The following is a 23,369-nucleotide window of genomic DNA, read 5'->3' on the forward strand; positions in this document are numbered from 1 at the left end:
AAGCGCACCGCTATGGATGCGCACTTGTGTGATAAGAAAGCATGTTGCAAGCAACATGCTTTCTTAAATTTTATTGGATTTTTGATGGGAGTTTGTGAGAAAATGGACAGTGAAATGATGATAGAAAGATAGTAAATGGTCCGTTGACTCCGTCCCGGAACTATCCAAGGACCATAGAGGGAATACGATGACTTCCAAAGATAGAGTGCTTGAATTATTAGAAAACAACAGGGAAAACTATATTTCCGGAGAGGCCATGGCTGATAGCCTTGGCCTTTCTAGAAATGCTATATGGAAAGCCATAAATGAGCTTCGCAAGAAGGGATATGACATTGAGGCGGTCTCCAACAAGGGCTACAGGCTGGGGGATAGTAATGATATTGTTTCTGCCCAGGGAATTCTGGCAAGCCTTGATGCTGCGGGCTTTAAGCCTTCAACTGACATGATCCACATTTATGATACCGTGGATTCTACCAACAAGGTGGCAAAAGAGATGGCTATAGCCGGAGCTTTGCACGGAACACTCGTAGTTGCAAGATCTCAGGATGGTGGTCGTGGCAGAAGAGATCACAGCTTTTTCTCTCCAGAGGGAGGAATCTATATGAGCCTGATCCTCTCTCCAGATAAGTTAAAGAGCCTTGAACCCGACGTTATAACAACAACTACAGGTAATGCAGTTAAAAATGCTTTAAAATCGCTCTGTAACATTGATGCAACCATAAAACCCATCAACGACTTATTCATCGATGACAAAAAAATATGCGGAATCCTCACAGAGTCCGGCACAGAGTTTGATTCTGGACTTGTCCAGTGGATTGTAGTAGGAATCGGAATAAACTTTGACTCAGATCTTTCCAAATTCCCATCTGACTTAAAGCCCAAGGTAGCTTCCCTCTACGCACCAGGACAAGCCCCCATCACCAAAAACAGGCTCATCGCTGCCATCTACCAAGCCATCCTCGCCCGCTGACACAACCAGCCGGGCAGGGGAAATTTGCTCGTTCAAAAAGATTTTTTGGCGGTTCTTTCGCTGGGATTTAAGGCGTTCCCAAAGATGCCCCAAAATCCTACGAATTAAACTCAGCTCGTTCCAGAATCCTTTTGGCGGGTGGATTTGATACTTGCGAGCGTTATAAAGAAGTTCCATTTTCTAATGCTCCCAAAGCAGCCTTTCCCGCGCATGCGAAGCGTTGTCTGAAGCAGGACGGGAATAAACTGTATATATGGAAATGCCATCTGGCGCGCTTGCGCCATAAAAAAATGCGAAATCAACTTCTTCAAGTTTACTTGAAAGATTGATTTCGCATTTTTTGTTAACGCCCGCTTTGCGGGCTATGGCATTTCCTATTTTGATTTTTCTACCCGTCCTGCAAGTTTACGCTGCAGCATGCGCTTTAAAAGAAAGGCTGCGGGAGCATCTAAGAAAATGTGAACTTCTTTGTCGCGAGTAAGATCAAATCTCTTGCCAAAAGTAGGGATTCTGGAATCGAGCTTCGGACAGGTAATTCGTAAACAGGATTTTGGGACACTTTGGGAAAGCTCTTAAATCCAGCAGCTCCTTCTTACGCCAAAAAACTCTTTCTTGAACATCGCAAGGCCCTGCCCTAGTGAAGCGATGGCGGTAATGTGCAGATTGTGGGTGCGAGTCTAAATTAGCGGGTGAGGATGGCTAGTTGATTTGTTGCACGTGACATTGCTGTGTAGAGGCAGTGCTTGCCAAGCTCGGTGTCGGGGTAGGAGTCTGGGGTTAAGTCAGCAAGGATCACGTGGTCGAACTCCAGGCCCTTGGCATGCGCAAGTTCAATGAAGAAGGCACCACTCTTGGGAAGAGATTCGTGACCTTCTACCACTATGGGAGCGGCAGAGCCAAGCTTTTCTACAAGAGTGTCTATCTTGAACTGATTTCTGCAAATGATGGCAGTAAGACCTTCTTTGGCGCTATATTCTGCGATAAGGCCCTTTAATTCATCATAATATTCTGCATCGGAAGAGCATTTCTTTTCGTATACTGATTCTCCTGGCCTCTGGACAGAGGATACCAGCATCTTGCGCTCAGGAGGAAGAAGAGAAGAAAACTTCTCCGTAATCTCAGGTGAACTTCTATAGCTGGTCATAAGCGGAAGCTCTACAAACTCTTTATTATTCTCAGCGGCCATTTCCTTAATTTCTTCAAATGTTACTGTCCCCTCGCGGATAGCCTGGAACTCATCCCCAAGTAGCATGAAGCGAGCATTTGGGAAGAATTTGCTAAAAATATACAACTGAGCCTTAGTATAATCCTGCACTTCATCAACCATTACATAACGCATGTTACGGTCACACATGCCGGAAATTTCCATCTTAGTGTAGAGCCATTCAGCAGCAGTAATGTGCGAATGACCAAGGATTCTCTGGGCAATGTGAGTTATGTTGATCCAGCCAAAGTGCTTTATCTGCCTGAGCGCTCCGCCAAAATCATTCTCAAGACGGTTATTTTCAGCCTTGTCTGAGCCGGCAACACTATCCGAGCTATCATCTATGTTATCATCTGCCAGATTCTTTAAGTTATTTTTGGTTCTTTGTTCAAGCTCATCAGCACATATCTGGAACAGGCGAACACCCATAGGAAACTGCTTATAGCCATTAACTACAGATAGAACTTCATTTTTGGTCATTACAAGTTTCTCTTTTTGCCTGATATCGCAGAAATCCTCAGCCTCTGGAGTCAGCGTGGGAAGCATGTCGTGGATCTTTTGTAGATTTTCAGCTTCTGTATAATCGTACTCATTGTCAGTAAAAGGAACATGAGTCATATCAAGGAATTCTTCCCAGGTAAGAGTAAGAGGATTGGTCTCACCCATGTCAGGCAGAACTTCATCAATATATTCCCTAAATACAGGATTTAGCGTCATCAGGCAGACCTGATCCGGGCGCAAAGTGTTTCTCTTTTGGTAAAAGAGATATGCAATTCGCTGAAGCAGTACAGAAGTCTTGCCGCTTCCGGCGATTCCATTTACTAAAAGTACAGGAACATCAGGGTAGCGGACCACTGTGTTCTGCTCCTTCTGAATAGTTGATGTGATGGCCTGCATCTTGTCTGAGTGGGCCTGAGATAAGGATCTAAGGAGCATAGGATCCTCTATGGCAATCTGTGTATCAAAATATGAATTTAGCTTATCTTTATGAAGGTCAAACTGTCTGCGCATTTTTAAATCCACAGGAATTTGTCTGTCTTCTACAGTGTAATGGGTATGGCCCATTTCCTGATTATAGTAAACTTCGGCGATTGGGGATCTCCAGTCTATTATCATCTGATCATAGCTGTTTTCAGAGATAGAAGCGCGGCCTATATAGAAACTCTCTGGAGTTTCTTCATCACTAAACTGAAGCTCAATCTTGGCAAAATAAGGAGACTCCAGGAGCTTATTAACAGTTGAAAGTCTCTTTCCAAGGGAGTTACTCTCTACATTGTAGGTGTCAATATAACGATTCCAAACCTCAATTTCAGTGAGAGTTTCCATTGTTGTTTCTATATCAGCGTAGTCAAAACGAATGTTGTCTCTTATATCATTTTTATCCTCAACGGCCTTTTCGTTAAGCTCAGAAATCTGGGACTCTAACTTATCCTTCATATCAAGTAGCTTTTTATAGGTCGAGCTTAAATGCTCTTGTTCTTTATTAAATATCTCTTTTTCCATAAAATCACCAATCACTTTCTCTTTTGTGTCTTATCAGTATAACATATTATGAGGGTTGACAGATTGGTCTACAGGGTATAAACTAACAATACAAAGTCTATAATGAATAGACCAATAAGAGGTAGAGATTATGGCCGTAGAATTTGGCGAGGTCCAGATGAAGTTTGCTGAACTCATCTGGGAGAAAGAGCCTGTGAGCTCAGGAGAATTGGTGAAGTTGTGCGCTGAGAGGTTTGAGTGGAAGAAGTCCACTACCTACACTGTTCTTAAAAAGCTATGTGAGAAGGGACTTTTTCAGAATATCGACGGTGTAGTAACTTCCAAGGTATCCAAGGAAGAGTTTTATACCAAAAAGAGTGAAGAATTTGTTGAAGAGGCCTTTGGTGGATCATTACCAGCTTTTTTGGCAGCATTTACTTCTCATCAGAAACTTTCCAAGAACGAGATAGACGCTATACGTAACATCATAGACAGGGCAAAAGAGTAACACCTTCAGACGGGAAAAGGGTGACAGTATGGGGACAATCTTTTTTAAGGTAATAGAAATGAGCACTGCAGCAGTTATGCTGATGATTGCTGTAGTTTTTATAAGAATTCCGCTTAAAAAAGCACCAAAATGGTTCATGGGATTATTGTGGGCTATAGTGGCGCTAAGACTTATGGTTCCAGTGCAGATAACAGCTCATGTGGGCTTTATGCCGGATTTTGGGAATGTAATAGAGAACATTTTTAGTAGTGATGAGGTGGTTACAAAGGAGACTGCAGACCTTACAGATGCACCCATTGCGATATCTGGCGGGATTCACGATACTATGGATATTACAAATAAGTCAGAGTCTCTTACCACTGCGCCTGAAATAGCAGATCAGAGCAACGCTCAGGCAAAATTATTACAGAATGAGGCTGATAAGACATCTGTGACTGATAAGGGAATTCCTGCTTTTTTTGTAGTCATCTGGCTTATTGGTATGCTGGGCGTTTTGGCCTATGGCGCATTTAGCTATATCGTTATAAAGAGGAAGACTAGCGCATCCATTAGATATATCTCCGGAGAAAGGATCTATGTATGCGATGAAATAGATACTCCATTTATCTTTGGCGTGTTTAAGCCGGCAATTTACATGCCATCTGGCCTTGATGCCAAGACTATCAAGAATGTTCTTGTGCATGAAAAGGCGCATTTACAACGTTTTGATCACATTAGAAAACAACTAGGTTTTATGATTCTGGCAGTTCACTGGTTTAATCCGCTTGTGTGGCTTTCTTACATCCTGTTCTGCAGAGACATTGAACTTGCCTGCGATGAACGTGTTATCGCCAGGATGAACCTTAGGCAAAAGAGATCCTATGCCAAGTCTCTTCTTGACTGTAGTACTGGAAGAAGGCTTGTATTTGCCTATCCACTTGCCTTTGGGGAAGTGGGAGTTGGAACAAGAGTCAGACAGATTTTTAACTACAAAAGGCCTACAGCGTGGCTCGTTACATTACTTATAGTCGTTTGTGGCGCCCTTTCAATCTGCTCATTTACTAAGGCTGCAGAAAAAGTAGCTGTCGTTCCATTTCCACTAGAAGCTTTAGATGAGCTTGAACAGACTACTAGTGAGAGCACAAAAGTAGAAGTGACTCTTCCAGCGCCAATTGTATGGGAAGCGCAAGAGATAGTAGAAAGAAATCTTTTAGAACAGGAAAAGCAGTCAGGAATCACTAATTCCAAGGAAGATGGTGTGGTCAATCTTCCCTATACAGAAGGAACCCGAAATCAGGCTGATAACATGCCTCATAATAATGGAGATGAGGCTGCCGTTTATGTTAATGAGGGGAATGAAGCGGTAGGTGTCAGTGTTTCTAATGATACAGTAAACGTTTCTGTAAAAGATGGAAATGAAAATATAAATGTTAGCGCTAATAAAAATGATCCGGTAGTGAAAGAAGCTGTTGGGGTTGCAGAAAATATTTTAAATGATCTGGATCAGGTTATTTCATCTGATGAAGATTTAAACAAACTGGTTAATGATTCATTGGATCATGCAATGGAGGAAGTACAAGACGAAGTTATAGATGAAATATTTGATGAATTAGATGATGAGGGAATACGCTTATTTGGCCTCTTCCCATGATATTAAAGGAGGGCAGCAATGGTTAATAAGAGAAATATGGCTATTTGTGCGGCTGCGCAAGAGGCCGGTATTTTAGAGCAGGACATGAGAAATACTTTAGTATCGCACCAGGATGGACTTATAAATATTAGTTTTACAACAGAATGGATGATGTATGAATGCTATGTAGATGAAAAATCCCTTGAAGTTCTGGGATTTGATTACAGGCCGTTGCCTGTAAATATGCTACTTGCAGAACTTCCCGAGTCAGGTCAGGATGCTTCCTGATGATCATTGACTCTATCTCTCTCCGAGAACATGAAAATGGTGGCAGAGCCGTGTCTGCCACCATTTTTGTCTTATTTTTGTCTTGTTTAATTCCTTAGAGTCAGCCCATTATCACTGCTGATTTGGATACTGATTATTCGTATAAGTCTGATTCTGGAACTGATTGTTCTGGTAATTCATATTGTTCTGAGTAGTGCCCGCAAACTGGTTTTGGCCTGGCATCTGAGGGTTTGCATATTGATTATTCATATATGCCTGATTCTGGAACTGAGGGTTTGCATACTGCCCATTTGCATACTGGTAATTCTGATACTGCATAGCAGCAGCCTGCTTGGCAAGGTTATTTGCCTTGAACAGCTTGATTGCAAAGAATAGACATACAGCAAAGATTATTACAAATACAAGTCCTACTATAGCAAGTGTTGTACCCATTGATTTGGCGGCTTCAACAGCTTCTTCTCCGTGTAAAGTCTCGCCGTTTACAGTCATATCAGCTGATTCTGGGTTTGCAAGAAACACAATTCCCACAAGGCCAAATATAAAACCAAGAAGTGCATTAAATGCGCCAATTACGCATAAAATAATGCCTCCAACTAATTTTCCTGATCCACTTTTTTGATTCATTTTTTCTCCTCCATAGTCTCATTTTTATGAGATCTTTTATATATTTTTGCATCGCGCAGACGAGTAGGAAGACTAACCGTCTTTTCAACTACGCGGTTGATGATTATAGCACAATCATCCAAAAATAGAAATGGCATAGTGAACTAATAGTCCTGCAGAACTAGCAGCAAGTGCAAAGAAAGCTATACCAACGCCAATGCAAATGCGGCTTGCGACTTTTTTCCTGGTATCCTTGGAAAAATGCTTGCCTGTAATAAGAAGCACAGTTCCGCCGACAAGACCTGTAAAGAACATTCCAATCAGGATTGATGCAACTACGATGACGATTATAAGAAATACAGCCATCAAAATCATTATTGCAATAATTCCTAATCCACCCACAACACTTTCCTCCTTTGAACAAATAGTTCTTATAGCATGATTAAAACATAGAATCATATGCTTATAAACTTGCAATATTGAGAAATACACCCTAATATCTCATAAAATTTCGCATATTGCAATGCTGTGACAGACATTAATGATCGGTAATGGAGTTTATTTTATTAGCATGGTGATTTTAAATTGAATATATTTACACGATATTTTATCATTATATATAGATGTTAAATGTGACAATTCACTTTAGAATCAAGCAATTTCTGCGTACATGATTGAAATATGCCCGTAGAAATCAACAATTTAGGATGTACAAGGAGAAAAAGTATGAGGGTTAAAATAACATTTGCTATGGCTACAAGCCTTTTGACAGCTTTACTTATGTCGACAACAGCCTATGCTGGAACAAACGAACTTACAGGGCTTGAGGTAAGCGATGCAATTGCAAGTCAGAGACCTGTAGCAATCATGGTGGATAATGAAAAGAAAGCTCTAAACCACTATGGAACAGCAGAGGCAGATATTGTCTACGAAATGATGAACAGTACTGCCAATGGAAGAGTTACAAGGCTCATGTGTCTTTATAAGGACTGGGCTAATCTTCAGCAGACAGGAAGTATCAGAAGTACCAGAACTACTAACGTAATGCTGGCAGATGAATATAATGCAGTTCTTATTCATGATGGAGGGCCTTTTTATATAAATACATATTTGGCTCAGCCCTATGCTGCTCATATTAGCGGCGGATTTACCCGTGTCAAGAACGGCAAACCAAGGGAGTTTACTGAATATGTATTTGGTCAGGAGCTTGTAAACAGATTTGCAAAGAGCGGCATTTCTTCTAATTATACAGTGGCACCTGAAAGGGGAACCCATTTCATATTTAATGCTGCAGATGCAGATTTAGGAAGTGGCGTAGTTGTCAATAATATTGATATGTCAAATGTCTTTTACCACAATAAGAGCAAGCTATGCTTTAATGCTACAACAAGGACCTATGATTATTATGAATATGGGAATCTTCATACGGATGCTGAAGATGGTCAGGCTCTTACCTTTAAGAATGTTATTCTCCAGAATACATCTTTTTCGCTGCTTGATAAGAATGGATATATGACTTACAACGTGATAGGAACTGGCGTTGGCTACTATATTACAAATGGACAGGCTATTCCTATTACCTGGTCCAAGGCAAGTGAAACCGGCATGACACATTATTTTAATGCGTCAGGTCAGGAGATCAGCGTAAACAGGGGAAAGACTTATATTGGACTTATTCCTTCTGACACCTGGAATAATCTGGTTTTGAATTGAATAATTTGATTTTTATTATTTTTCTCTTGATATTTATTAATATCACTGGTATATTATACACAATAGATGCATAAATATACATTAATTTGCATAAAATCAGGAGGATATTATGAAGAATAAAATTATATCTGTAGTACTAGTTGCAATGATGATGATAGCTTCACTTGCCGGATGTGGTAATTCATCAAGTTCTAAAGAGACTCTTGTTGTTGGCACTAATGCAGCCTTTCCACCTTTTGAATATATTGGTGATGATGGTAATCCAGACGGCTTTGATGTGGCACTTATAAAGGCTATCGGTGAGAAGATAGGCATGGATGTCCAGATCCAGGATATGGAATTTGACTCACTCGTATCTTCAATTGGTGGCAAGATTGACGTTGCTATCGCTGGAATGACTGTAACAGAAGAGAGACAGAAGACAGTTGATTTCTCGGATCCATATTATGAGGCTGTTCAGGCTGTTATTGTTCCTAAGGGATCATCAATTGCAACTGCAGAGGATCTCAAAAACTGCAAGATTGGTGTTCAGCTTGGAACAACAGGCGAATTTATTGCTGATGAGATCGAGGGAGCAGAGGTTTCCGCCTACAATAAGGCCATTGATGCAGTTAACGATCTGAATAATGGAAGACTTGATCTTGTTATTGTAGACAAGAACCCTGCAGCTGTTTTTGGAACACAGTATGCTGACCAGGTTGATGTTATCGATGGCTCAGCCTTTGACTTTGAAGCTGAATTTTATGCAATTGCTCTTCCTAAGGGAAATACAGAGCTTGCAGAGAAGATCAACAATGCTATAGCAGAACTTAAGAAGGATGGAACTTATGATAGTCTCATCGCTAAGTATATTGAGGAGTAATTAGAAATATATGACTCTACAGGAACGTTTTATTGCCGCTTTTGTTGAGAGCGACCGCTGGAAACTATATATATCAGGCCTTGGAATCACGCTTGAGATAGCTCTTTTTGCAGGCATCATAGGAATTATCATTGGTACTCTGCTGGCGCTTATGAAGCTTTCCACAACAGAAGAGGGGAAACCTACACTTCCAAACTATATTGCAACTATATACATTGATGTTATCAGAGGAACACCAAGTGTACTGCAGCTTCTTATCATGTGGTTCATTATTATGGCTTCTTCTAACAATGGTATATTGGTAGCATCTCTTTCCTTTGGTATAAATTCAGGGGCCTATGTGGCAGAGATTGTAAGGGGAGGAATCCTTGCAGTAGATAAGGGCCAGATGGAGGCAGGAAGAAGCCTTGGTTTGTCCAAGTGGGCAACAATGCGCTACATTATCCTTCCTCAGGCTGTCAAGAACGTTATTCCACCTCTTGGCAATGAGTTTATTACACTTATCAAAGAGACTGCGATTGTGGGTTACGTAAGTCTTACAGATCTTACAAGAGTAGCTAACCAGATCGCATCAAGGACGTATGATGCATTTATGCCTCTTATCGGGGTTGCAGTGATCTATTTTGTGATCATAAAGCTGCTGACCATTTTCCTTGGAAAACTAGAGAGGAGGATGCGCAGAAGTGATATCCGTTAAGAATTTATGTAAGGAATTTAAGAATACAGATGGTAGTGTGACCAAGGTTCTAAAGGGAATCAACTACGAGATAAACAAGGGCGAGAAGATAGTTATTGTCGGACCGTCAGGATCAGGTAAGAGTACATTTTTAAGGTGCCTTAACCTTATGGAGAGACCTACTTCAGGCCATATTATCTTTGATGACGTTGATATAACTGATCCTAAGGTTAACATTAATAAGGTAAGAGAGCGCATGGGAATGGTTTTCCAGCACTTTAATCTCTTTAATAACCTGACAGTTATGCAGAACCTGACACTAGCCCCTGTTAAGCTTGGAATAATGTCGGAGACTGAGGCCAAAGAGAAAGCAAAGGGCCTACTTGAAAGAGTTAATCTCCTTGATAAAGCGGATGTATACCCGATTTCTCTTTCTGGTGGTCAGAAGCAGAGAATTGCAATTGTTCGTTCCCTTTGCATGAATCCGGAGGTTATCTTGTTTGATGAGCCTACATCAGCTCTTGATCCGGAAATGGTAGGAGAGGTTCTTGATGTAATGAAACAGCTTGCAGATGAGGGAATGACCATGGTTGTTGTAACTCACGAGATGGGCTTTGCAAAAGAGGTAGCTACAAAGGTTCTTTTTGTGGATGAAGGCCAGATCCTTGAAGAAAACACTCCGGAGGAATTCTTTGGAAATCCGCAGAGCAAGCGCCTTCAGGAGTTTTTATCAAAGGTGCTTTGATAGGCAGAAAATGCTCAAAAATGTGTAGCAAATGCTAGAAATATTTCTTTGGAATGATATAAAATAAGACTTAAACTGGATGCTTAATGTATCCAGTTTTTTTCTACTCAGGAAAAGAGACTAAGAAAGTGGAGGAGACATGGATAATCTGGTAATTGCTACAAATGCGGTAGTTCCTTTCATGGTTTACATTATGATTGGTGCCATAGCAAGAAAGCTTGGCCTTGTAAAAGAGACATTCTTAAGAGAGCTAAACGGGGTAATTTTCCGCGTTTTTTTTCCATTTATAATGTTTAATAACCTCTATGATGCGGATTTTAGCACGCTAAAAGATGCTGGATACGTGCTGTTTGCTCTTATTGCTACCCTTATTGTTGTAGTTATCTCTTTTTTTGTTGTTCCTCTTTTTGAAAAAGATAACAGGAGAAGAGGAGTGATAGAACAGGCCATATTTAGGAGTAATTCTGTTTTGTTTGCTATTCCTCTTGCAAGCAGTGTCTTGGGAGCAGAAGCCAGCACTAAGAGTAGTATTATCGTGGCCTTCCTTGTGCCTGTTTATAATATCTGCTCAGTTTTTATTTTGGAATATTACAGAGGTGGCAAGGCTTCCGCTGGGGTAGTTGTTAAAAATGTTCTCAAGAATCCGCTTATTGTTGGTGCTATAGCAGGCGCAATCTTCAATATTTTGCCTGTAACTATGCCGACTTGCCTGGTCAAGCCAATTACGCAGCTATCAGATCTGGCAACACCTATGGCACTTTTTGTACTTGGTGGAACTCTTCATTTTTCTGATCTTCGAAAGAATGCTTTTCCTCTTGCAGTTGGTACAGGTATCAAGCTGATCGCACTTCCGGCGCTTATTACCTATATTATGGCCTTTATGAATTATGGACCTTCTGAAATGTTTGCTGTATTTTGTATGTTTGCAACACCGGTTGCCGCCGCTTCTTTTCCTATGGCTCAGAGTATGGATGCAGATGCAGACCTTGCTGGGGAGTATGTAGTTGTCAGTACGCTGCTGGCCATTGTGACTATTTTTATCTGGATTTTAGTACTCAAGAACCTGGGGCTAATATGACAAAATAATGGTTAAAATTGCGAATTATTCATAAAAAATGCGTATCTTTTAAGGAATCAACTGTTGTAAAATAATCTTTTCAGAGATGGGAGCGAAGTGCAATAGGGGGAAGCAATATGCGAAACAAGACTTTGCGTAAATGGGGGCTTTTTTTTGACAGGATTTCCTACAAACTATTTGTGACTATCTGCGTCAGCGCGCTTGTTGGCGTTTTTATGGTGTTCATGGTGGTCAACACTCTTATGATAATGCACTCCAACAACCAGAAGATGGCTCAGCAGGAGGCACAGGTGACTACTCAGAATATGGTATTTAGCGTGGAGGAGAGGCTTGAAAATCTCCGCCAGTATTACCTTTATTCTGCTATGAATGATGATCTTGGCTGGTTTTTAAATAACCGTCTTGCATATTCTGATTATGCCAGGTATAAGGTTATAGATTCGGCACTTGGCAATAATGCTTTATTTCCCAATTACATCAATAATTATGTCATAGTAAATATTTCAAATAACAGGGTCATTAGTACCAGAGGTATCTATGACTTTTCTGAGATGATCAATAAAGAAGAAATTCTAAACATTTATGAGAACAATACTCAGGAGGTTAACAGAGGAAACTGGGTATACATTCCTGATGGTACAGACGTAGATAGTAAAGACCTTCAATACCATCTGACAGTGGATACTAAGGGGCTTAATTATGTGCTAAATCTCCCACTTGGTACATATTCCTCCAAGGGGTTTCTACTTGTAAATGTGGAAACACAGGAATGGAAGCGCTGGATCTGGGAGGAAATCAATATTTCAGGCAAGGCCGTCTGCGTACTAGATAGTGAGGGTAATGTAATCTATGCCTCTAACTCTGGTTTTTCTGAGCAGTGCCAGAAAAAGTTTTCTTCAGATCAGCCTATGAAGCCCTCTAGAATGGAAGTTCAGGGAACAAACAGTATTGTATCTGGCGCATCTTCCAGCATTCTTGGTTGGAATTATTATGTGGCCTATGATTATGGGACTTTTTTGGGAGCTACCTGGAAACTGATAATTGAGTTTCTGATAGCTGTTATGGCGCTTGCGCTTCTAAGCTTTGTTTCCCTTCGATATGCCATATATCAGCCTGTGGAGCGACTAATTAAGGAAGTTACTGACGATAAGCAACCGCTGGTTTCTGGAAACGAGCTCCAATTCCTGGCTGGCCAGTTTGCAAACCTTAAAAATGACAAGGAAGCCCTTGATCAGGCCATGATCCAGCGTAGGAAAAGACTTGCTGAACTATTTGAGATGAGACTTATTCGAAGCGCTGTTTCCGCTGAAGATGAGTGGGAGGAATACGTCAAGGTTCTGGGGCTTACCAGGCATAAGCTATATGCTACTGTGGCAATCATACCAGATCTTAGGGACACTTCAATATCTGAGGATGAGATAAATGAAGATGCTTATTGTCTTTCTCTTGCAGAAAGCCTGCCGGATTCTTTGAAGAATATGCCCTGGCTTCCTCTTATTTATGATTCCTGTACGCTCACATGCATCTTTGCAGATGATACGGAAGAGGCGCTGCTGGCGCAGATTTCCAGATATAATAAGGCAGTAAAAGAGTTTACTTATTCAAACTTTGGTTTCCAGATACAGATGGGAGTAAGCGAGCTCCATACCCAGTACAGACATTTGGGAAGAGCCTACCACGAAAGCGTTTTTGCTCTTCAATATGAACCTGATACCAGGGAGAGTTCAGAAAGTGATTGTCGCTTCTACATTCAGTCATCAAGAGCTGCAGAAGAAGGGATAAATCTCCATAAGTATGAAAAAGAAATTTGTGATGGCTTAAAGGCTATGGATAAAGCCCAGTGTTACAGGCTGCTTGATGACTTTACTGACAGGCTCAGAACCTTTGGGGAATGGGCTGTTGCGTCAGTGTACTTCGCAGCTCTGATCGATAGGATCCTGATGGAAGCTATTGGTATGAAGATTGACATATTGATACTGTGTCCTGAGGGTCTTCACAAGCTGTATCAGCAGATCATGGAAGCAGGGGATGTAAAAAGAGTCAGAAAGAATATGAAAAAGATGCTCATCGATCCAATCCTTCAGGAGAGAAGTAAGCTCCTTGTTGATCAGTCCTACCAGATGATGGCTGAGATTGAGCAGAAGCTAGCTGATTCCAAGGGAAATATAACCCTTAACGAGTGCGCAGATGAGCTTAATGTGACACCTGCCTACATTTGGAAGATATTAAAGGCTGAAAGAGGCAAAACTTTTAGCGAGTATCAGGAGCAGTACAAGATTGAAGAGGCCAAAAAACTATTGCAGACAAATCTTTCGGTTTCAGATATAGCTAATGAGCTAGGATATACTAATGCACAGAACTTTATCCGTTTCTTTAGTAAGGGAACAGGCTTAACACCTGGAAAATATCGTAAACTAACCTACGGATCCATTTAAAAACAAATTTAATAACAGTTGCTTTTTAAAAAGTATCATTTTCTTTTTTGAGCCCCAAAAAGGGTGTTAGAAAATGATACTTTTGTGCATTTTGCACAACTTAAAAGCGCCTGAATTATGATAATCAGTCAAAAATAATATGATTATAGATGTTAGGAGAGGGCGAAGTTATCATAATCATGTAAAAAGCTTGTGAGAGCCGATTACATTTGTGGAATACCACAAAGGGATGAAAAAGGGAAGAAGGAGAGGCGTATGGCAAAAGCAAAAAAGCAGCTGATCAAGATGGCAGACGGATCTGTATTTGAAGCCAACAGGACCAGTAATGCAAAGTATTTCAAGCAGCATATGTGGTTATACTTTATGCTGCTTCCGGGTCTTATCTACATGATCCTATTTAGATACGTGCCAATGGGCGGACTTGTTATTGCATTTAAAGACTATAGTCCATTCAAAGGCTTGTGGGGAAGCGACTGGGTAGGATTTGCAAATTTCACCAGGTTTTTTAGTAATAATGATTTTAGGAAACTATTGGTAAATACATTGGGAATCAGCTTACTGCAGCTGGTCTTGTATTTTCCGGCACCAATTATTTTGTCTTTATTCTTAAATGAAGTAAGACATAACGTTTATAAGAGACTGGTACAGACACTGGTTTATATTCCACACTTTGTATCCTGGGTTATCATCGCAAGTTTGACCTATCAGTTATTTAATGTAACAGATGGTGTTATCAACATTATATACAAGATGGTAACAGGAAATACCTTCGATATCCTGTCTAAGGCATCTGCCTTCTGGGGACTTATCGTAGGTCAGGACATATGGCGCGAGACTGGTTATGGAACCATTGTTTTCCTGGCAGCTTTATCAGGAGTTGATCAGGAACTTTATGAAGCAGCCAAGGTTGATGGCGCAGGCCGATGGAGACTTATGTGGCACATTACACTTCCGGCTATCAGAGGAACCATCATCATGATGCTGATTCTTAGAGTTGGCGGCATCTTGAATACAGGCTATGAGCAGATTTTCCTTATGAGAAATGACCTGAACATAGCAAGGGCAGAAGTATTTGATACCTATATTTATACAAAGGGTATTAAAAATGGCATGTATTCCTTCTCATCAGCAGTTGGTATGTTCAAGTCAGTTGTGGGAATGATCCTGGTTCTTTTGTCAGACAGAGTTGCTAAATGGTTTGGCGAAAGCGGAATTTACTAGAAAGGAGGAGGCGGAATGTCTAAAACAAAATACCAGACTGGCGTAAGAGTTCAGAAAAGCGTCGGTGACAAAATTGTAGATGTGATCATCTATGTTGTTCTTGGACTTATTGCAATAAGCACTATATTACCGTTCCTCTATGTGTTTGCAGGATCTTTTGCAACGGAAAAAGAACTTACAGAAAAAGCATTTTTCATAGTTCCATCAGTATGGTCCTTGAATGCTTATAGGTATGCCATAAAAACAGCTAACATTTTAAGAGGACTTAGGAACTCAATAATCCTGACTGCACTTGGAACAGTAATGTGTATGCTCTTTTCACTTACCTTTGCATATCCACTTTCCAAGACACATTTCAGGGGCAGAAATTTTGTGATGAATATGGTCATTGTAACCATGCTCTTTAGTGGTGGTATGATCCCCTCTTTCATCGTATATAAGGCCTATGGCCTGTACGATACCTATTGGGCTCTGATCTTACCAGGACTTATCAGCCCCTTTAACATGATCATCATAAAGAAGTTCTTTCAGGGACTTCCTGTGGAGCTTGATGAGGCTTCCTATATGGATGGAGCCAATGATCTGCAGATATTCCTTAAGGTAGCACTTCCTCTTTCAAAGCCTGTTATTGCATCCATTGCTCTTTTCTATGGTGTAGGCTTCTGGAATGACTACTTTGGATCAATGATCTACCTTCAGACAACGGAGAAATATCCTATTCAGATCCAGCTTCGTTCTATCATACTTCAGTCATCTACTATTGTAGATAACATGGTCAATGATTTTGATATCAACGGAACACCGCCAGATAAAGCAGTGAAGATGGCTTGTACAGTAATAGCTACAGTGCCTATTTTGTGCGTATATCCTTTCGTGCAGAAGTATTTCACTAAGGGCGTTATGGTTGGCGCAGTTAAGGGCTAAGAGACATTGATCTTTATACAACAAATGTTCAGGGAATGATCCCTACAGATAATTTTTTACCTAATAAGGAGGAAAAGATATGAAAAAGAAAATTGTTAGTATGTTACTGGCTTCTGTAATGGTAATGAGCCTTGCAGCATGCGGTAGTACTCAGGCTCCAGCAGCAACTCCAGATGCAGGAAGCGACGCAGCACCAGCTACAGAGACATCTGCACCAGCAGATTCAGCTACAGATACTCAGGCTACAAGCGCAGAGCGTCAGACAATCACTTGGTCCGTTATTGACTTAAATGCAGGTGTTAACGCAACAGGTGAGTACGCAGACCAGATCATGCAGCAGATTGAAGACTTCTGCGGCGCAGACCTTGAGCTTATCTGGTATGCCAACGATGCTCTTTCTGAGAAGAACTCTTTAGCTCTTACAAGCCCATCAACAATGCCACAGATCATGTCCTGGGGCGGCACAGTTACAGGTGATGTTGTATCAGCAGCTAAAAACGGGGCTTTCGTAGACCTTAACAACTACATTTGGGATTCAGAGAAGTATCCTTATCTTTCACAGCTGTCCAAGGATGTAGCTGCAAACCTTACTGTTGGTGGCAAGCTTATTGCTCTTCCTCGTACTCGTGTAGTAGGCCGTTATGGACTTAGCTATCGTCAGGACTGGGCTGAGAAGCTTGGCGTTGAGCTTCCCGAAAACGCAACTCCAGATGATGTTTATAAGATGATCTATGCATTTACCTATGATGATCCAGATGGAAATGGCAAGAATGACACAATCGGTATGGAAATGACATCATACACAGGACCTTTTGACATCATCCAGACATGGTTTGGCTGCGGAAACGGCTGGCAGGAAAAAGACGGACAGCTGGTTCCTGTATGGACAACAGATGAGTACTTTGAGGCAGTTGATTATATCAAGAAGCTCTATGATGATGGACTTATGCCTGCAGATTTCTATAGCCGTCCTACAGATTCCTGGTCAAATGGATGTAAGACTGGTGAAAACGGCGTATATATCGACGTTCTTGATTCAGGAAAGAGAATCTGGCAGTACTTTGAAGCAGAAGATACTCTTACACCTTCAGTTGTTAATCCTGATGAACCAGCTAAGATGGTTCTCTATGGCGCAGTAAACGGACACACACTTGCAACTGCCGGCTACAACGGATTCTTTACACTTTCAGCTACAACACTTGATACAGAGGAAAAGATTGAGGCTGCTCTTACAGTACTCGACAGACTCTGCTCACCTGAGATGCTCACAATCACTCAGTATGGACTTGAAGGAATCAACTACCAGTATGATGCTGACGGCAATATTGAAGACCTTGATGCTGATACAGAAAACTCTGATGCTGTTGCTCTTGCCAACAACTATAAGGGTCTCAATCAGCTCCTTACATTCCTTCCTTCATCTGAGTCTTCAACAGGCGCAATCCCTGTTAAGTCAGATAAGTTCAGTGAAGCACAGAACAATGCATATGCTGAAGCTCTTCAGTATGCAGAGGTTAACCCAGCACTTTCATACCTTGTAGGCTCTGATACATACTCACAGGTTGGTGCTGACCTTGATAGCCAGGTTACAGCTGCAAGAACACAGTACATCTGCGGTTCAATCTCACTTGATGAGTTCAAGTCAACTCTTGACTCTATCAGAAGCCAGGGCTATGACGCAATCATCTCAGAAGTAAATGCTCAGAGATAATCTTTTTCAATAAATCACTACAGGCATCGGCATCCGTGGCGGATGTCGGTGCCATTTAATATTGCAGAGTTGGAAGACTGTCCGTCTTTTACTCGATTTGCAGAGCTACTGAAGTGATGGAGAATACAGGTATGAAATTACATAGAATGGAAAAAAACTATGCTGGCACAGCAAATTTTGGCTGTATGTGGAAAAAAGGGGAAATTCCAGCAGAGAAGATAAAGGATGCAGGCTTTTGCTGTTTAAATGAAAATGGAAAGAGGGTAGTTTTACAGTCCAGGATAACAGCCTATTGGCCGGATGGAAGTGTAAAGTGGACAGCCCACTGTGCAGATAGTAACAAGCTTGGGGACAACATAGAAGTACATATAGAAGATACAAAAGAAAAAGACGTTTCTGGAGAGGACAATCTTAAAATCAAGTTATTGGAATCATCTGGATCTTATGAGATTACAGGAAGAGACTTTTCTGCAGTTATCCGAAAAGATACAGATGAGCTATTTGAATGCATAAAAAGTGGAGATCGCACAGTTTTTTCCCATGGAAAACCTGTGCTTAAGCTAGAGGAACCACATTCAGAAAGTGGCATAAGCACCAGGATAACAAGAGATTATCTTGGCAGAATTAAAAATATTGTTTTGGAAGAAAGTGGGGATGTACAGACAGTATTTCGCTTCGAGGGTACGCATGTCTGCATTGCGCCTGACAAAAAGGGCCAGGAGAAAATCCCTTTTATCATACGTTTGTTTTTGGGAACAGCAGCAAGAGATATTAGAATACAACACACTTTTTTATACGATGGGGAAGAGGACAAGGATTTCCTGAAAGGAATAGGTATTTCTTTTGAAAGTCCATTAGAAGGCCCTTCCTACAATCGCCACATTAAATTTGCAGAAGATAATGGGGTATTCCACGAGGTTAGCACGCAGCTGACTTCCTGGAGGCCACGACTTCCGCTGTCTTTGTACAAGGAACAGATGAAGGGACTTCCTATAACACAAGAATCCATGAAAGAATGTGGAGATGAGGATATAGATCAGCACATTGAGCTGGTGTTAGCTAATTGCCCACATTGGGATACCTGGAATCTGACACAGGATAGTGCAGAGCACTTTAGCATTCGCAAAAAGTTATCCTATGATGACGTTTGTATGATAGATGCGCTTAGCGGTCACAGAAGCATTGGAGGCGCAGGTTTTGGGTCAGAGGCTGGATGTGTGATGATAGGAGTTCGGGATTTCTGGGAAAAGAATCCTGGGGAGATTTCTATAGCTGGTCTATCTGGCGAGAAGGCCTGTGCAACTATCTGGTTCTATGCGCCTGATGCAAAGAGCTATGATTTTAGGCATTATGCGCACCGTGGTTACAACCAGGTTTGTTATGAAGGCTATGACTATAAGGGAGCAGATCCTGACGGAATAGCTGTAACAAGCGAGTGTTCACTTGGCTTTTCAGAAAAAATCATTCCTGACGATCAGGAACTTCTTGAATTTGCAGAAGGTGTAAATCATCCGGCAATCTATGTCGCAGACCCTGAAGTTTACCATGAAATGAAGGCTTTTGGCTATTGGTCTCTTCCTGCAAAAAATACAGAGGTAGAAAACTGGCTTGAAGAGCAGCTTAATAGAGCTTTTTCTTTTTACAGTCAGGAAGTAGAGCAGCGCAGTTGGTACGGGCTCTTTAACTATGGAGATTTCATGCATACCTATGACCCTGTGAGACATCAGTGGAAGTATGATGTGGGGGGATATGCCTGGGATAACACAGAACTGGTGCCGACTTTGTGGCTCTGGAATTATTTCCTGCGCACAGGCCGACCTGAGGTATTCAGGCTGGCAGAGAAATTGTCCCGTCATGCCAGTGAAGTAGATGTATACCACTTTGGTAAGTATAAGGGCCTTGGCTCCAGGCACAACGTAAGGCATTGGGGATGCCCATGCAAGGAGGCTAGAATTGCTATGGCCGCTCACCACAGGGTCTTTTACTATCTGACTGGGGACCGCAGGATGGAAGACATCTTTGAGGAGCTTGGAGACAATGAAAATAGCTTTTTAAACAAGGATCCTCTTGGGGATTTTTATGAAAAAGAAAAAATGAAGCATCCCAGCCATGCCCGCAGCGGCCCTGACTGGTCATCTCTTGTATCTAACTGGATGACACAGTGGGAGAGGAAAAATGATGAAAAATACCGTGACAAAATAGTCACAGGTATAGACGATATCAGCAAGGCACCGCTTCGCCTTGCTTCCGGTCCTGATTTTGAGTTTGATCCGGAAAGCGTACATTTGTATTACATAGGAGAAAGAACAACAGGAGGAACGCACCTTCAGGTTTGTATGGGAGCCCCCACGGTCTGGATGGAAACAGCAGATCTTCTCGAAAAACCTGAATTTGAGCAGATGCTCATAGAACTGGGGCGTTTTGCACTTCTTCCAAGAAAGCAGCAGCTCGAGGAATGTAACGGCCTGATTGGCGAAAGGGAATATACCTATCCTTTCATGTTTACAGGCCTCGGAGCCTATGCTGCGGAGAGAATCTGCAGCGGGAACTGCAAGGGAGTTGTGCTTGGCGCAGAAACCATAAGTAAGGATAACAAGGCAGAGGGACATCTTGTAGCACAAAGGACCTGGAGAGCTCTTTTATCGAGCCTTATAAGCGAGAATAACATCGATGGTTTTATGACTACTGAGACTATAGATGCAGGTAATAAGCACAAACTCACTGAAATTCCCTGGATCTCTACAAATTTCACTGCCCAGTGGTGTCTTAATGTGATAATAGCACTGGAATTTATAAGAGGGGACCTGCCGGATAACCTTTTAAAAGCGCAGGAGTTGGTGGAGAATCTGGAGGAGTCAGCATTTCACAAAGCCTGACATGGAGTAAAATATGAAACTTAGAATAGATGAAGTTACAAAAAATGGTATACAGCTTTCCTGGGATAAGGTAGAAGGCGCAACAAGCTACAGGCTTTGTTGGAAAGACAGAAATAGAAAGACCATGCAAAAGAAAGCTCTTTTACCAACGACAGAGCTTAGGGAGATGTTTAACAAAATGCCCCGGATTCCCTATTATTTGTCCGTGCAGGCTCTTAATGAATTACAGGTCATTGATGAAAGCCCTGAAATTAAGACTCCAGTGACAGTTAGATTAAATGAGCAGCTTGAAAAGATAGACCGCGGCCTGGTAGCTGTATCTACAGGAAAGGGAATATTTGTATCCTGGAGGCTTTATAAGAGTGAAGTTAAGGGCTATAGCAATACTGGACTTACTGGAACAGACTTTGCTTTGTGCAAGAACGGGAAGGTTCTGGCCTTTGTGACAGATAGCACAAATTATCTTGATAAGACTGGCACAAAGGATGATCTGTACAGCATAGTTTCCTATGAAAGTGGAAAAGAGCCTTCTTCTGAAGAAATTGAAAGTGCCCTTAAGGGAGCCAAGGCAGTAAAGGCCTGGGAGAGTGGCGAAAACTATCTTGATATTCCTCTGAGAATCCCTGAAGGCGGGACTACTCCTGCAGGTGAAGCCTATAACTACCATGCCAATGATATCAGCATTGGAGATGTGGATGGTGACGGAGAATATGAGTATATAGTTAAGTGGGATCCAACAAATTCCAAGGATGTATCTCAGACTGGTTATACAGGAAATGTCTATCTTGACTGCTATAAACTGGACGGGCGTCTTTTGTGGCGACTTGATATGGGGGTAAATATCAGGGCGGGTGCGCATTATACCCAGTTTATGGTCTACGATTTTAATGGAGATGGCAGGGCGGAAATGGCAGTAAAGACAGCGCCTGGAACTTGCATGCACTTTTTTGATGAAAGTGGAACTGAGTGCGGAATGTCTTTTATCACTATTCCTGAGGAGGATGCCAAAAAAGGCGTTTGCAACGACAGTAATTATGTGGCTTCTGCTGCTGACTACAGAAGGCACCTGGTGAAGGTTTTCAAGAACTGGAATAGTCATCCGGAGGTAGTAAATGGCCATTGGCCGGCTACGCTAGAGGAATGCTTTAATATGGCGCCCCAATACACGTATCCTCTTTCTGAGAAGGATGCAGAAGATCTTGCAGAGTATTTTATTGCAAGCTATGCGCCAAGTCGCAGCAGTCGAAATCATCTTGAGAATTTTGAAGGCTTTATATTCGAGGGACCTGAGTATCTGACCATGTTTGGAGGGGATGGAAAAGAGCTTGAGACTATTCCTTTTAAGTACGGAAGAGATGACGATGGTCTTATGTGGGGCGACTATGCCATGAGTAGAATAGAGCCCTGCAACAGAGTAGACAGGTTCTTATCGGGAGTAGCTTATCTTGATGGAGAAAGACCGTACCTAATAGTGTGCAGAGGCTACTATACAAGAACAACGCTTGTAGCCTATGACTTTTTTGACAATAAGTTCAATGAAAAATGGAGTGTAGACTCCGGCTACGTTCGAATGGAGAATCCCTTTAATGATAATCCGCATGAACTTATGGGGAGCGATCCAGTTTACGGAGTAATTGCTGGACAGGGAAATCACAGCCTGTCGACTGCAGATGTGGATGGGGATGGATGCCAGGAAATAATCTATGGTGCGGCCTGTATAGATCATGATGGAAGTGTTTTGTACAGTAGTTATGATAATCTTCCTAATGGAATTCGTGCCAAACTGGGACATGGTGATGCCATGCATGTTGCCAATATTGATCCTGACCGGCCTGGGCTTGAGTTATTTAATGTATTCGAGGGAGCCAAGGCAGCGCCCTATGGGTTCGCCCTTAGAGATGCAGAAGACGGCAGTGTCTATTTTGGCGAATATGCAGAGAGTGACCTTGGCCGTTGCATGGTAGGCGATATTGTGCCGAATGAACCAGGACTTCAGGTCTGGGTCAATGATGTATATAACGTAAAGGGAGAAAAGCTTGATATTCCGGCACCTTCAACCAATATGAACATTCATTGGGCAGCTGACCTTACTACTCAGGTGACAGATGGCAAGGAGTACCTCACAGAAGAAAAGTGTGGAATCATAAGTGACCTGGTTCACGGAGTAATGCTAAAGCCGGAAGGCACAGCTACAAACAACGGCACCAAGGGCAATCCATGCCTTGTTGCGGATCTTTTTGGAGATTTCCGTGATGAGATTGTGCTGCGCCTTGCAGATGACAGCGCACTTAGAATCTATATAAACACTGATATCACAAACCACAAGCTTTTCACACCGCTTCAGGACATGCAGTATCGCATGGGAGTCTGCTGGCAGAACAACTGCTATAACCAGCCAGGCTACGTAAGCTACTACTATGCCAGTGATATGAGATTTGATGAAGTTATGCCAGAACTTTAATTA

18 protein-coding genes are annotated in these 23,369 nt (G+C 41.8%); 15 read left to right on the top strand and 3 right to left on the bottom strand.

Annotated elements, in window-relative coordinates; translation table 11 throughout:
• Window positions 1–187 precede the first annotated feature (187 nt).
• Window positions 188–970: a biotin--[acetyl-CoA-carboxylase] ligase gene (locus BLO53_RS13140; protein WP_092062493.1), complete on the top strand. Its 783-nt coding sequence runs from the start codon at window positions 188–190 to the stop codon at window positions 968–970.
• 682 nt (window positions 971–1,652) lie between these two features.
• Here BLO53_RS13140 and BLO53_RS13145 read toward each other — a convergent pair.
• The gene (locus BLO53_RS13145; protein WP_143003247.1) at window positions 1,653–3,677 is read right to left on the bottom strand and encodes a HelD family protein; all 2,025 of its coding nucleotides are present in this window, start codon (window positions 3,675–3,677) and stop codon (window positions 1,653–1,655) included.
• A gap of 130 nt (window positions 3,678–3,807) precedes the next feature.
• Between BLO53_RS13145 and BLO53_RS13150 the strand changes: the two genes are divergently transcribed.
• The 3 genes from BLO53_RS13150 to BLO53_RS13160 are packed head-to-tail and all read left to right on the top strand — an operon-like array spanning window position 3,808 to window position 6,061.
• Entirely contained in the window at window positions 3,808–4,164 is a 357-nt protein-coding gene (locus BLO53_RS13150) for a BlaI/MecI/CopY family transcriptional regulator (protein ID WP_092062499.1), read from the top strand.
• Between the two features lie 28 nt (window positions 4,165–4,192).
• Entirely contained in the window at window positions 4,193–5,794 is a 1,602-nt protein-coding gene (locus BLO53_RS13155; protein WP_092062502.1) for a M56 family metallopeptidase, read from the top strand.
• A gap of 18 nt (window positions 5,795–5,812) precedes the next feature.
• On the top strand, window positions 5,813–6,061 hold the full coding sequence (locus BLO53_RS13160) for a hypothetical protein (RefSeq protein WP_092062505.1): 249 nt from the start codon (window positions 5,813–5,815) through the stop codon (window positions 6,059–6,061).
• A gap of 111 nt (window positions 6,062–6,172) precedes the next feature.
• Here BLO53_RS13160 and BLO53_RS13165 read toward each other — a convergent pair whose 3' ends face one another.
• The gene (locus BLO53_RS13165; protein ID WP_092062508.1) at window positions 6,173–6,685 is read right to left on the bottom strand and encodes a hypothetical protein; all 513 of its coding nucleotides are present in this window, start codon (window positions 6,683–6,685) and stop codon (window positions 6,173–6,175) included.
• 114 nt (window positions 6,686–6,799) lie between these two features.
• A complete protein-coding gene (locus BLO53_RS13170; protein ID WP_092062511.1) occupies window positions 6,800–7,066 on the bottom strand; it encodes a hypothetical protein in 267 nt (88 codons plus the stop codon).
• Between the two features lie 324 nt (window positions 7,067–7,390).
• Between BLO53_RS13170 and BLO53_RS13175 the strand changes: the two genes are divergently transcribed.
• From BLO53_RS13175 to BLO53_RS13225, 11 genes are all read left to right on the top strand, one after another.
• Window positions 7,391–8,377, top strand: coding sequence for a DUF3048 domain-containing protein (locus tag BLO53_RS13175; RefSeq protein WP_092062514.1), 987 nt, complete (start codon window positions 7,391–7,393; stop codon window positions 8,375–8,377).
• Window positions 8,378–8,486: 109 nt separating this feature from the next.
• The gene (locus tag BLO53_RS13180; protein WP_092062517.1) at window positions 8,487–9,239 is read left to right on the top strand and encodes a basic amino acid ABC transporter substrate-binding protein; all 753 of its coding nucleotides are present in this window, start codon (window positions 8,487–8,489) and stop codon (window positions 9,237–9,239) included.
• Between the two features lie 10 nt (window positions 9,240–9,249).
• Window positions 9,250–9,936, top strand: coding sequence for an amino acid ABC transporter permease (locus tag BLO53_RS13185; protein ID WP_092062519.1), 687 nt, complete (start codon window positions 9,250–9,252; stop codon window positions 9,934–9,936).
• The gene (locus BLO53_RS13190; RefSeq protein WP_092062521.1) at window positions 9,923–10,660 is read left to right on the top strand and encodes an amino acid ABC transporter ATP-binding protein; all 738 of its coding nucleotides are present in this window, start codon (window positions 9,923–9,925) and stop codon (window positions 10,658–10,660) included. The genes BLO53_RS13185 and BLO53_RS13190 overlap by 14 nt, the downstream gene beginning before the upstream one ends.
• Window positions 10,661–10,799: 139 nt before the next feature.
• Entirely contained in the window at window positions 10,800–11,738 is a 939-nt protein-coding gene (locus tag BLO53_RS13195; protein ID WP_092062523.1) for an AEC family transporter, read from the top strand.
• A 116-nt stretch (window positions 11,739–11,854) separates the two neighbouring features.
• Window positions 11,855–14,173, top strand: coding sequence for a helix-turn-helix transcriptional regulator (locus BLO53_RS13200; protein WP_092062526.1), 2,319 nt, complete (start codon window positions 11,855–11,857; stop codon window positions 14,171–14,173).
• Between the two features lie 255 nt (window positions 14,174–14,428).
• Window positions 14,429–15,394 (top strand): ABC transporter permease, encoded by a 966-nt coding sequence (locus tag BLO53_RS13205; RefSeq protein WP_207637880.1) that lies wholly within the window; start codon window positions 14,429–14,431, stop codon window positions 15,392–15,394.
• Window positions 15,395–15,409: 15 nt separating this feature from the next.
• Entirely contained in the window at window positions 15,410–16,318 is a 909-nt protein-coding gene (locus BLO53_RS13210; protein WP_026490194.1) for a carbohydrate ABC transporter permease, read from the top strand.
• A 79-nt stretch (window positions 16,319–16,397) separates the two neighbouring features.
• Window positions 16,398–18,029: a hypothetical protein gene (locus BLO53_RS13215; protein ID WP_092062529.1), complete on the top strand. Its 1,632-nt coding sequence runs from the start codon at window positions 16,398–16,400 to the stop codon at window positions 18,027–18,029.
• A 131-nt stretch (window positions 18,030–18,160) separates the two neighbouring features.
• Window positions 18,161–20,905, top strand: coding sequence for an exo-rhamnogalacturonan lyase family protein (locus BLO53_RS13220; protein ID WP_092062532.1), 2,745 nt, complete (start codon window positions 18,161–18,163; stop codon window positions 20,903–20,905).
• A gap of 13 nt (window positions 20,906–20,918) precedes the next feature.
• Window positions 20,919–23,366 (top strand): rhamnogalacturonan lyase, encoded by a 2,448-nt coding sequence (locus BLO53_RS13225; protein ID WP_092062535.1) that lies wholly within the window; start codon window positions 20,919–20,921, stop codon window positions 23,364–23,366.
• Window positions 23,367–23,369 lie beyond the last annotated feature (3 nt).

Origin of the sequence: Butyrivibrio sp. INlla14 (assembly GCF_900102515.1) — a bacterium.
Taxonomy (GTDB): domain Bacteria; phylum Bacillota; class Clostridia; order Lachnospirales; family Lachnospiraceae; genus Butyrivibrio.

Coding starts and splice junctions, on each gene's coding strand:
- BLO53_RS13140 (WP_092062493.1), top strand. CDS start 188: ATGACTTCCAAAGATAGAGTGCTTGAATTATTAGAAAACAACAGGGAA.
- BLO53_RS13145 (WP_143003247.1), bottom strand. CDS start 3,677: ATGGAAAAAGAGATATTTAATAAAGAACAAGAGCATTTAAGCTCGACC.
- BLO53_RS13150 (WP_092062499.1), top strand. CDS start 3,808: ATGGCCGTAGAATTTGGCGAGGTCCAGATGAAGTTTGCTGAACTCATC.
- BLO53_RS13155 (WP_092062502.1), top strand. CDS start 4,193: ATGGGGACAATCTTTTTTAAGGTAATAGAAATGAGCACTGCAGCAGTT.
- BLO53_RS13160 (WP_092062505.1), top strand. CDS start 5,813: ATGGTTAATAAGAGAAATATGGCTATTTGTGCGGCTGCGCAAGAGGCC.
- BLO53_RS13165 (WP_092062508.1), bottom strand. CDS start 6,685: ATGAATCAAAAAAGTGGATCAGGAAAATTAGTTGGAGGCATTATTTTA.
- BLO53_RS13175 (WP_092062514.1), top strand. CDS start 7,391: ATGAGGGTTAAAATAACATTTGCTATGGCTACAAGCCTTTTGACAGCT.
- BLO53_RS13180 (WP_092062517.1), top strand. CDS start 8,487: ATGAAGAATAAAATTATATCTGTAGTACTAGTTGCAATGATGATGATA.
- BLO53_RS13185 (WP_092062519.1), top strand. CDS start 9,250: ATGACTCTACAGGAACGTTTTATTGCCGCTTTTGTTGAGAGCGACCGC.
- BLO53_RS13195 (WP_092062523.1), top strand. CDS start 10,800: ATGGATAATCTGGTAATTGCTACAAATGCGGTAGTTCCTTTCATGGTT.
- BLO53_RS13200 (WP_092062526.1), top strand. CDS start 11,855: ATGCGAAACAAGACTTTGCGTAAATGGGGGCTTTTTTTTGACAGGATT.
- BLO53_RS13205 (WP_207637880.1), top strand. CDS start 14,429: ATGGCAAAAGCAAAAAAGCAGCTGATCAAGATGGCAGACGGATCTGTA.
- BLO53_RS13210 (WP_026490194.1), top strand. CDS start 15,410: ATGTCTAAAACAAAATACCAGACTGGCGTAAGAGTTCAGAAAAGCGTC.
- BLO53_RS13215 (WP_092062529.1), top strand. CDS start 16,398: ATGAAAAAGAAAATTGTTAGTATGTTACTGGCTTCTGTAATGGTAATG.
- BLO53_RS13220 (WP_092062532.1), top strand. CDS start 18,161: ATGAAATTACATAGAATGGAAAAAAACTATGCTGGCACAGCAAATTTT.
- BLO53_RS13225 (WP_092062535.1), top strand. CDS start 20,919: ATGAAACTTAGAATAGATGAAGTTACAAAAAATGGTATACAGCTTTCC.